This is a genomic window from Phenylobacterium sp. (assembly GCF_031425575.1).
In the GTDB taxonomy this organism is placed as follows: Bacteria; Pseudomonadota; Alphaproteobacteria; order Caulobacterales; family Caulobacteraceae; genus Phenylobacterium.
The window spans coordinates 1-10616 of record NZ_JANPJP010000149.1 but is presented as its reverse complement, the minus strand read 5'-3'; the positions used below and the strand labels follow the sequence as shown (position 1 = coordinate 10616).

Sequence of the window (10616 nt, the reverse complement as noted above, 5' to 3'; positions counted from 1 at the left end):
GCCGCGACGCCGCAGGTCTTCGTCCGCGCCTTCTCAATCCCGTCAGGCATGCCTTGGGAACAGGCGCGCGCCGCCACGCTCGAGGCGCACCATGGCGCGCCACTACCGATCGAAGATTTGATCTGCAAGGTGCGGCGGCTGGCGCCCTGGGGGCCTCGCCGTGCCGGCCGCTACGCAGCCTTCTACGTCCGCCGCTCGGAGTTCCGCGACCCATTCGACACCCTGCAGATGGTGGACGGCGCGCGCTTGCGAGTCAGCTTCGGCTCCAGCCGCGATCAGGTGCGCCAGACTCAAATGGCGGCGGTCGCGATCGGGCTGATCGTGGCCACTGGTGCGGCCTTAGGTGGCGGACTGATGATGGCGCTCGACGCCCGCGCCAAAGCCACGGGCCGGCTGGAAGCCGACGAGATCCTCGCCGCAGGACAGGCCAGAGCGGCCGAGGCGCAGCATAGACGCAAACAGCAGGCGCTCGAGTTGCGCGCGGCCATCGGAAACGCCCAACCGGTCGATCGGGTGTTGGCCGACCTGGCCTGGGCCTCGGCGTCGAAGGCGCCCGAGGCGAGGATATCAGCCTTGCATTGGGAGCATGGCTTGATGGCCGTGGAGGTGCGGGGCCCCGCCGCGCCATTTGTCGCCTCCGACCGTCTCGTGGAGCGGTCGGCCCAACCGGTTAGGTCCGGGGTCTGGCTCTGGGGCGTCATAGGCCCCGATGGCCTGAACGACCCTGGCGGACGACCGACGCGGACGGTCCAGCCATGAGCGCGGCCGACTTCGTCTCCTTAAGGCCTGCCGTCTTCGCCGCCAGCCTGGCGCTTGGGTCGGCGCTCGTCATGGCGCTGGTCTTGACCTCGATCAGCACGCCGGCCGGGTTCAAGTCGCGTCTGGCCGCCGTCAGCGATCAGGTGGCCGACGCCGACCGCCGGTCACGCAGTTCCAGCGCGCCCGGCGTATTCCCTGTCGATGCGGTCTGCACGCGGACGGCTGAGCGCCAAGCGGAATTCCTTGGAGATAGCTTGCAGGGCTACGCCGCTCCGTTGCAGCTCGACCTCCGGGGCCTTGAGATCGTTGCGGGGGTCCCGTCGGGTCGGGGCAAGCTTGTCCCCGTCCGGTTCCGGTTCCAGGCGTCGGGGTCGTACGAAGCGGCCATCGGCCTGCTCGACGCTTTGTCGCGTCAACGTCCTCAGATCTTTGCTGACACGGTCGATCTGACCTCCAAAACCTCGAGCGTAACTCTGGTCTTTTCGGGGCGACTCTATTGCGCCGTCTAGTCCTCATCTCCGCTGGCGTTCCCGCGGGGTTAATCACCGGCTTGGCGGCTTGGCTCGCCGCCGGTGGCCCCAGCGCGGCCACCGACAAGCTAGCGCCAGTCGAGGCGCAACTTTCGAGCTTGCAGGTTCAGCGTCCCCCCGCAGCGCCCGGTCGTCAAATCATCATCAGCGACTTGGCTGCGACTCCGTTGTTTGCACTCTCGGTCGGTCCCAGCGCCGTCCGCCCGCCCTTGGTGCGCCTTGAAGGCGTTTCACGCTCCGCGCGGCGAACTGCTGCGCTGCTCTCCATCGATGGGCGGCCAAGCCAGTGGCTCGCCCTCGGTGAGACGCGTGATGGCGTCACCCTACAAACGGTCGGCGTCGCCCAGGCTTCGGTCGACACCGTCCTTGGCGAGGTGACGGTGGAGCTGGGTCGAAGCGTCGGAGGCGAACCGCAAAGTGGGGACGATCCGCAGGCCGGCTCCGGAGTGGTCGATCGACCACCTCAGGGCTTCCGCTCGCCGCCCCCGCCCGCTAGCGCCCCTGGTTTACGATGAGGTCTTTCCCAATGGTTTTCCGGCGTCCAACGCCCTCCCGATGGCGGACCAGAATGCAGCTGGCATGGGCGGTGGCCGTTGGTTTGAGCCTAAGCCCCCTATGCACGGCGCAAGCGGCGACACCGGCGACCCAGGCGGAATCCTACACCTTCGCATTTGAAAACGCCGATATCACCCAAGTGGTCCAGGAAGTGTTGGGCCAGGTCGGGGTACCCTACGCCATCGATCCAGGCGTCACGGGCAAGGTCACTTTTCGGATCGAGCAACGCCTGAACCGCGAGCAACTGATCGCGGCGCTTGAGGCCGTGCTGTCGGCCAATGGGGTCGCTCTTGTGCGCAACGGCGATCAGATCTTGGTCACCCCCCAGGCCAAGGCGAAGGGGGCGGCGGGAATTCGGCGCAACGTGGAGGGGCTGGGCGGTGGTGGATACGAGGTCGTCGCAATACCGGTCTCCTATGCCCAACCCACGGAGATCGCACGCGCCCTGGAGGCGATTTCCTCAAGCAGCAGCGTACTTTACACCAGTGATAAGCTTGGTCTGATCGTGTTGGGAGGCTCGGGATCCCAGCTCAAATCCACCATCGAGACCTTGAAAGTTTTCGACCAGAACACCTTCCAGGATACCCGCCTGCGATGGTTCGAACTGACGCAGGCCCAGGCCAGCACCGTGGCGACGGAACTGGACAAGATCATCCAGGCCTCCGGCATCGCCGGGGTTAGCGTCGCGCCCCTGAAGCGTCTCAATGGGGTCATTGTCTTTGCCCGCACGGCCCAGGCCCTCGACGAAATCGGCCGGTGGGTACGGCGATTGGACGCCCCTGGCACGGAGGCGGCCTCTTCGCTCTGGGTCTACCACCCACGCAACAGCTCGGCCGAGGCCCTGTCGCGGACCCTCAACAGTGTGCTTGGCTTTCAGGGACGCGGCGACGGCGCCCTGGCGACGGCGCCCACCTCGGCAATTCCGGCGGGTGCTTCCGGCTCCACAGCCATCGCCACCGGGACTGGCGATGACGAAGTCCGCATCGGTCTGGACAAGGAGACCAACACCCTGCTGGTCTTCGCCGCGCCAGCGCGCTGGATCCAGATCCAGCGCATTCTCAATGAGATTGACCGCCCGCCTCTGCAGGTCCTCATCGAAGCTTCGATCCTGGAGGTGACTCTCGGCAAGGATCTGCAGTTTGGGGTGGATTGGTCGGTGATTTCCCGTGACCTATCGGTGGCGGCGATTAACAATTCTGTTGGCGCCGTGGTCCCCAGATTTCCGGGCCTCTCCGTCAGCTACATCAACGACGACATTCAGGCCGCCGTTCGGGCGCTTGGCTCGCGCACGACCCTTGAGGTGGTCTCAGCGCCCAAGATCATCGTGCTGGACAATCGCACCGCGCGACTGCAGATCGGCGACCAGGTGCCGGTCATCGTGCAGTCCTCGCAGAGCACGGCCGCCACAAATGCGGCCCTTGTGAGCACTGTAGACTATCGCAGCACTGGCGTGATCCTATCTGTCACCCCTCGGGTGACCGGCGGTGACCAGATCGTCTTGGAGGTAAGCCAGGAAGTCAGTTCGGTTGGCAAGACCAGTACTTCGGGTATCGATTCTCCCACCATCCAGCAGCGTCGCTTCGAGAGCACCCTCGTGCTCCGCAATGGCGGCGTTGTTGCTCTGGGCGGACTGATCAGCACCAACCGTTCGTTTTCCCGGGGCGGTGTCCCTGGGCTCAAGGAGGTTCCAGGGATTGGCGCGCTTTTCCGAACCCAGGGCCAGAACGACAGTCGCAGCGAACTCATCGTTCTGCTGAGCGCCAAGATCCTCAATGACACCGCCTCAGCCGACCGTGCGATGTCCGATCTGCAGGCCGACATGCGGGAATTGCAGAGCCGTGGCCTGCTCCCTGCTGCCCAACAGTGACCAGGGTTACGCGACCCCCGCGGCCATGGTGATCAGTCTCGCCTTGGCCCTGGTGGGCTCGGCCCTTGTGGCCCGTAGTGTCCAGCTTCTGCGGCTCTCCAAGCTCGATCTGGAGCGTTTGCAGATCGAGTACAGCCTGTCGGGCGCGCAGCTGGAAGCGGCGACGCAGGTCGTCCGCAGCGTGAGGCCAGGCCCATTCTATTGGACAGATGGCGCCGAGACGGGCTGGGTCGAATTGCGGGCCGAGCCCGAAGCCGACAAGCTGAGCCTTGCCGCAGCGGCCACGCTCTCCGATGGGACGTTTGCGGCCTTCGAGGTCAAGGATCCGACCGGCTTGAAACGCGCCCTGAGCGAAGCAAGCGAAGTGGGGGATTACGTTGAGGTTGCTGATCTTGATGCAGCGCCGCTATGGCGTGCCTGCGCCGACCGAGTGATTTCATCCTTCGGCCGTCAGGACCATCTGACCTACACCGAGGCGCAGAGGCCGCAGCCGGACCCCAAGAACGCGTCCTGGCGGATCGGCGAGGTGTGGCGCCTGCGTGTAACAACCGCAGCGGGTTGGCGCGACGATCGGATCGTGAGATTTACAGGAGATGCACGCCATCCGGCCGCGGTGGTGGTGCGACGGTTGTCACGCGGCGATGGGGGTGGGGGGCTATGCGACGCAACGATCATTGCGGCGGCAGCCGCGTAGGTCGGGCTGACAGCGGTTATACGCTGACGGAAATCCTGGTCGTGATGGCCGTCATTGGCCTCATCGCGGCTGTGCTGACTCCTGGCCTGATCGGCCAGATGAATCGCGCCCGCGCCAAGACTGCGCAGATGCAGATGGACACCATCGCCGCTGGCGTGGAGATGTTCCGTTCCGACGTCGGCCACTACCCGACTGGAGCCGAGAGTCTGAACAGCCTATTTGCCCAACCGGCCAACGCTGAGGGATGGACCGGCCCTTATCTCAAGGACGCAAAGGTTCTGAAGGATCCCTGGGGTCATGCGGTGCAGTACACAGTCGATGACAGCGGACAGAGTTTCTCGGTGAAGAGTTATGGCGCCGATGGCGCGCCCAGTGGATTTGGCCTCAATAGGGACATCCAGGCCCCGGCGAGCCAGTGATCATCTCGGCCGCGATCGGGATGTTGGCGTTGGCGACCGGCTTGGTCATGGGGAGCTACGCCGCCACCGCGGGGCTGCGCTGGACGCGCGGCGAGCCGTCCACGGCCGGTCGGTCCCACTGCGATAGCTGCCTCAAGCCCTTGGCCTTCTCCGAGACGCTGCCCCTCATCTCGTATATGGTCCGCCGCGGCGCTTGCAGCCGCTGCGGCGACCGTATTGATCCCGTCCATCCGATGGGCGAGGCGGCCGGAGCCGCCGTCCTTCTCGCTGCGGCTCTTCTTGTTCCTTGGCCGCGTGTGATCCTCGTGGCCGGCCTGGGCTTGGTCCTGATCGCCAGCGCCACCATTGATTGGAAAACGCAGAGACTGCCGGACTTGCTTACCGGCATCATCGCGCTCCTGGCGGCGGTGCTGGCGCTCACGGGATCTCCGCCCCGCATCCTCGAAGGCGTCCTGGTGGCGACGGTCGTGTTTAGCCTGCTCCAGCTTCTACGATTCTTGAGTTCGCGCCGCAGCGGCGATCCCGGCCTTGGGTTGGGTGATGTGAAGCTGCTCTGCGCGGTGAGCCTCTGGCTTGGGATGGCGATTCCCTGGGCTGTGGCGGGCGGCGCCCTGCTTGGCCTGCTGGTCATCGCGATCCTACGCCCAAAGGACCCGCGATTACCGTTTGGTCCCATGATCGCCCTGGCGAGCTTCGCGGTCGGTCTCGCAAGGGAGGGTGTCTGGTGGCCGATGACGCCCTGAAAGCGCCGTTCGCAGCTGTCGGGCGGGCCCGGCGGGACGCTGTCCTTGAGCGACTGCTTGAGGACAATCTCGTGGACGCTCCGGCGGTAGCGCGTGCTGAGCTCGTCGCCTCCCGAACCAGCCAGCCGATCGAGCAGGTGCTCAACCAATTGGGCGCCCTGTCGGACGATGATCTGGTGGACGCCTACGCTCGGGTGGTCGCCTGCGAGGTCTGGGAGCCGGCCAAGGCCCCGGTGGAGGCTGACCTCAGCGTGATCGGTGTCTCTGCCGATTTCCTGCGCCGGGCGCGGATCATTCCGCTGCGTCGAGTCGCCAAGACCCTGACCTGTGCTGCCTGCGATCCTTTAGATGACGAGGCGCTCGCGGGCCTAGTATTCGCCACCGGGTGCGACCTGATCATCCTGGCCGCGCGGCCCGCCGATTGGCGCCGTGAGTTCGAGCGGGCGTTCGGAACGCCTAGTGAGGCGAAGACCGCGCCTGACGAACGCCGCCTGGAGCGCGAACTCGATCTCATAAGTGATCGTTCTGAAGGTTCCGGCGCCCGACTCGTGGCCCAAGCCTTCGAGGCCGCGATCGCCGCGGGCGCCTCCGACATTCACTTCGAGCCGACCCGCAACAGCCTGCGGATCCGGCTGCGGGTCGATGGCCGTCTTCTGGACCACCAAGTCGTCTCGGCCGACCTTTCGGCGCCGGCGGTGTCACGGCTCAAGGTTATCGCCAACCTCAATCTCGGCGAGCGCCGGTTGCCGCAGGACGGCCGAACGACCTTCGTGGTCCAGGGCAAACAGGTCGATGTCCGGGTGGCGACGTCGCCGACCGTTTTCGGAGAGTCGGCGGTGCTGCGTATCCTGGACCGGTCCAGCGTCCCCCTTGACCTGGAGACCTTGGGCTTGAGCGGCAATGTGCTGTCCGTGGTGCGTCGCGCGGCCCGTGCCGCCCATGGCCTCTTCCTGATCACCGGCCCCACGGGCAGTGGCAAGACCACCACGCTTTACGCCCTGCTGCAGACCTTTGTCGGGTCGGGCAAGAAGGTGCTTAGCGTCGAAGACCCGGTGGAATACCACTTCGATCACGTCTCCCAGACCCAGGTCGCCGCGCAACTTGGTCTGACCTTCGCCGCGGCCCTACGCTCCTTCCTGCGGCAGGATCCCGACGTCATTCTGGTGGGGGAGATCCGCGACCCGGAAACCGCGGCCGTCGCTGTCCAGGCGGCCATGACAGGCCACTTTGTGCTGGCCTCGGTGCACGCCAACGACGCTCTGGCGGTCCTGCCGCGGCTACGGGACATCGGGGTCGAGCCCTACCAGTTGGCCGCAGGCTTCCGGGGCGCGGTCGCCCAACGTCTGGTCCGTCGCGTCTGCGTCCGTTGCGCTGAACCCCAACCCCCTGACGAGCCGGAACGATTGTTCGCCGCCGCGCTCGGCCTTGCCCTTCCCGAGGCCTTCGCCCATCCCAAAGGGTGCACCTTTTGCCGCGGCACGGGGTTCAAGGGGCGCATCCCCATCGCCGAGGCCTTCCAGGCCGACGACACCTTGCTCCGGGCGGTCGCCGAACATCGGCCTGCCTCGGAGATCGAGGCCATCGCGCGACGCGACGGGCTCATCGGCATGGCGGTGGACGGGTATCAGAAGGCCCTGGCCGGCCTGACCACGGTCGAGGAAGTGGCCGCGACCCTCCATGGCTGACGACCTGCACTTCCGCTATCTGGCGATGGATCCGGCGGGCCGGAGGGTCCGTGGCGTCGTCGCCGCGAGAGATGACGCGGTCGCCTTCGACAGCCTTCGTCGCGAAGGGCTTTCACCGCTTTCGCTCACCCCCCACAAGCTCAAGGCGAAGGCGGCGCCCAAACACCGCAATCTCAGCGATCGAGAGGCGGCCGAATTTCTTGGGAGCCTCGCCGACCTGCTGATGGCCGGAGCTGACATCCGGACCGCGTTGAGCATCCTCGGCGCCCGGTTCGAGCGTGCGAGCGTCAAGGTGCTGGCCCAGGGCCTAGCCGACGACATTTCGGGAGGCGAGGCGCTGGAACGTGCCTTCGGGCGCCATTTTCGGCATCGCCAGGCCTTCGTCGGCCCGATGATCGCCGCCGGCGAGGCGGCGGGCGATCTCCCCGGCGGGCTTCAGCGCGCTTCCGAAATCGTCGCCTCCCGACTGAAGCTTCGAGATCAGTTGATTACGGTGCTCGCCTATCCGGCCTTCGTGCTGGTGAGCGCCATCGCCGCGGTGTTTGTGATCCTGCTGTTCATTGTGCCGTCCATAGCCCCCCTGGCCGAGGAACTGGGCGGGGCGCCACCGCCCGCCCTGGCCATTCTGATCCGGGCAAGCCTGTTTCTCACCAACAACCTGGTTATGCTGGGAGGGCTGGGAGCGCTCACCCTGCTGCTGCTGGGCGTGGCTTGGAGATTGGGGCTGCTTTCGGCGCCCCTGGAGCGGGCGGTTCTGGATGGCCCCGCTAAGCGGACCACGCGCGGGCTGGTGTTCGGAGCGTTTTCCATCTCACTTGGGGCGATGCTGGCGGCCGGCGCCCCGATCAGCGACGCCCTCAGGCTGGCCACGCGATCGGTCGGGACCGCCAGTGCCCGACGGCGCCTTGAGCCGGTCATCAGCGCCGTCCGGCAGGGGCAGTCGCTGTCTAACGCCCTGGCCGAGGTGAAGGGGTTCCCGCCGTCGATCATCCGATTGGCGACGGTGGGGGAGGCGTCCAATGCGCTGGGTCAGATGCTGGCGAAGGGTGGAAAGCTCGAGGAAGACGCCGCCATGCGCCGCATCGAGACAATCGGCCGGCTCGCGGGGCCTGCTCTCATCATCCTGCTAGGCGCGATCCTGGGCGTGTTGATGGGAGGCCTGTTATCAGGCGTCAGCCAGATGGGCCAGTCGGCGCTGGAGTGAGGTCGCCCGCTCACCCATCACCGCTTACGATAGCTGGCCGCGCAGCATGCAATTGACGGTTGGCTAAGCTTCACTTTAGGGTCTCAACCTATCCGGGCGAGCGCGGGTTGTGCTTAGGATTCGGCATTGGGGGCAATATGTGGCGGAACTGGTTCGTCGCTTCGGCGGCAGTGGTCGGCGTGCTTGTCACGTCAGGCCAAGCCTCAGCCGCCAATCCAGCGGCCAACTTGGTCTCCGCCCCCCAGATGTCCCCATCCCAAGCTTCGGCGACGTACGGAGCCAGTACAACTCACAGCGTTGGGCTTTCGGCCTTCACCGCGACGCCACCGGAGATTAAGGCTCAGAGCAGAACTCTAGGCGCGTCATTTCTCGCGTCTAAGGATCAGTACGCGAATAATGTATTCGACTACGTCAGAAAAAACATCGAGGTCGAGTTCCGCTATGGCCTTGGTAAGGGCGCGCGGGGCGCCCTGATCGACCAGTCTGGGACGCCCTTCGATCAGGCGGAACTCATGATGAAGTTCCTGATCGAGGGCGGCGTGCCGAGCCTTTCGTACAAGTCTGGAACAATAACACTCACACCCCAGCAGTTCGGTCAGTGGACCGGGCTGGTGAAAAATCTGAATGAAACGAGCCAGTCCTTCGATGTCGATGCTCAGGCGGCATGTCAGTTCTTGGCCGACGGCGGTATTGCAGCGACGGTCAGCACGGCGAGCGTCAGCAATTCGTCCAGCTGCGCGAGCCTGAGCGGCAACCTCACTTCGGTGACCCTGGCCCATATCTGGATCGAGGCGAACGGAAAGTCCTACGACCCCAGCTTCAAGCGCCATATTCTGAAAGCCGGCGCGGACCTGGCGGCCGTCTTTGGATGTGGCTCTGCCTCCGCGCCCACCTGTGGCGCCACCGTCGCCAATCTCGGCCTGGCTCAGGCCGATCGGACACCGCTTCTGGGTGTCGCCCCGACCATCAAGAGCGTCAACGAACCCGCTATATCGGGCAAGTTGCGTGTCTACGCCGACGCGCTGCAGGCCCAGGTGCAAGCAGGCCCGGCCGATGCGCCGGTGGAGGCGATCTCGGGGGGGCGGTTTCTGGATCTCTCCTATCAGCCCCCTGTGTTGGGGCTGGCCTACCCCGGAGTGGTCGACAAGTCCTGGAGTGGAAGCGCCCCGGCCATTCCCGATCAGTACCGGACGGTCTTTCAGCTCTCATCAGGGGGGGTGACCCGCAGCTACTTTGCCGATGAGATTTCGGGTCGGCGGCTCCACCTTCAGGGCCACCAGAATTCATCCATCGCACTCTATATGGAAGGGGAAGTCGTCGGCTCTTGGGGTGGAAGCATTCCCGAGGCAGCCGCAGGCGTGGATGTGTCCGTTGATCATCCGTACCAGATCCCGAGCTACGCCGATGAAACCGCCCATTTTGCATTCCCCGGCTACCAGGAAAGTAGCGCCGTTGTTCTCGCGCTAGGCGAATGGGGCGAGAGTTCCATTCGTCATTTTTCCAGCTACGAACAGGCAAAGCCCCAGGCCTTTGTGTTTGGCATCGGTGACGATCTCCCCCCAGCCTCAGGAAAGATAGGAGCCGTGACTGTCGGTGCGGCCCAGTTCATGTCTCAGGAGAGCCAGGCCGTTAGGCTGATCGAAGGCGCGCGGGCACGGATATCCCAACACCACGTCATCGGCATGTCGGGCGCCCTGTTCAACCTCTCCACGACCGCCAGCGTCAACTCGTCCGCCAACGACGCCGCGATCAGGACATCGGCCTTCAATAGCCTCGCGGTCATGGGCTCCCTGCTCGAGGGGTCAGTGCCTGAGCAGAGTCAGGATTCGGGGCCAGCCAGCTCCGCGGCCGTATCAATCGTCGCCCTGAACGCGCTATCAATCGCCTTTGCCGAAGTTACGCCAGATACCTTCGAGACTGTAGCGGGTGGCCTGATCTATGGCTTCGCCCCAGATTTCATGCGGTCGCTAGTCAGGATCCCCAACAACTACAGGCTCATCGCCCCGCTCAACTACTCGGCCTACTATTTTGTCGACGGTGAGCAGCACCGCGGAATCGACCCGCCTCTCCTGGCCTATCGCGGCGACAGTCTTGCCTACACGATCACGGGCGATCAGGGCCCCGGAATGAAGGGCGGAGGGGCGCCCATGGCGCCCGACC

9 protein-coding genes are annotated in these 10616 nt (G+C 65.2%); all 9 read left to right on the top strand.

Annotation, left to right across the window (positions count from 1 at the left end):
• The coding region (locus RMO97_RS08735) for a hypothetical protein (protein WP_310540386.1) at window positions 1-759 on the top strand (759 nt) is incomplete at its 5' end.
• The gene (locus tag RMO97_RS08730; RefSeq protein ID WP_310540384.1) at window positions 756-1268 is read left to right on the top strand and encodes a hypothetical protein; all 513 of its coding nucleotides are present in this window, start codon (window positions 756-758) and stop codon (window positions 1266-1268) included. The genes RMO97_RS08735 and RMO97_RS08730, both read left to right, overlap by 4 nt.
• A gap of 589 nt (window positions 1269-1857) precedes the next feature.
• The gene (gene gspD, locus RMO97_RS08725; protein ID WP_310540382.1) at window positions 1858-3711 is read left to right on the top strand and encodes a type II secretion system secretin GspD; all 1854 of its coding nucleotides are present in this window, start codon (window positions 1858-1860) and stop codon (window positions 3709-3711) included.
• Window positions 3683-4405 carry a hypothetical protein gene (locus tag RMO97_RS08720; protein ID WP_310540381.1) on the top strand — a complete coding sequence of 241 codons (723 nt, stop codon included), beginning with the start codon at window positions 3683-3685 and terminating at the stop codon, window positions 4403-4405. The genes gspD and RMO97_RS08720 overlap by 29 nt, the downstream gene beginning before the upstream one ends.
• A complete protein-coding gene (gene gspG / locus RMO97_RS08715) occupies window positions 4369-4824 on the top strand; it encodes a type II secretion system major pseudopilin GspG (protein ID WP_310540380.1) in 456 nt (151 codons plus the stop codon). The genes RMO97_RS08720 and gspG overlap by 37 nt, the downstream gene beginning before the upstream one ends.
• Window positions 4821-5567 carry an A24 family peptidase gene (locus RMO97_RS08710; RefSeq protein ID WP_310540379.1) on the top strand — a complete coding sequence of 249 codons (747 nt, stop codon included), beginning with the start codon at window positions 4821-4823 and terminating at the stop codon, window positions 5565-5567. Before gspG ends, RMO97_RS08710 begins: the two co-directional genes overlap by 4 nt.
• Complete coding sequence (locus RMO97_RS08705; RefSeq protein ID WP_310540377.1) at window positions 5549-7252, top strand: ATPase, T2SS/T4P/T4SS family; 1704 nt, start codon at window positions 5549-5551, stop codon at window positions 7250-7252. Before RMO97_RS08710 ends, RMO97_RS08705 begins: the two co-directional genes overlap by 19 nt.
• On the top strand, window positions 7245-8456 hold the full coding sequence (locus tag RMO97_RS08700; RefSeq protein ID WP_310540375.1) for a type II secretion system F family protein: 1212 nt from the start codon (window positions 7245-7247) through the stop codon (window positions 8454-8456). Before RMO97_RS08705 ends, RMO97_RS08700 begins: the two co-directional genes overlap by 8 nt.
• A 227-nt stretch (window positions 8457-8683) precedes the next feature.
• On the top strand, window positions 8684-10616 hold a 1933-nt coding region (locus RMO97_RS08695; RefSeq protein WP_310540374.1), incomplete at its 3' end, for a hypothetical protein.

Excerpts from the sequence above, each read along its gene's own strand:
- gspG (WP_310540380.1), top strand. The coding sequence starts at position 4,369 with ATGCGACGCAACGATCATTGCGGCGGCAGCCGCGTAGGTCGGGCTGAC.
- RMO97_RS08700 (WP_310540375.1), top strand. The coding sequence starts at position 7,245 with ATGGCTGACGACCTGCACTTCCGCTATCTGGCGATGGATCCGGCGGGC.
- RMO97_RS08730 (WP_310540384.1), top strand. The coding sequence starts at position 756 with ATGAGCGCGGCCGACTTCGTCTCCTTAAGGCCTGCCGTCTTCGCCGCC.
- gspD (WP_310540382.1), top strand. The coding sequence starts at position 1,858 with ATGCAGCTGGCATGGGCGGTGGCCGTTGGTTTGAGCCTAAGCCCCCTA.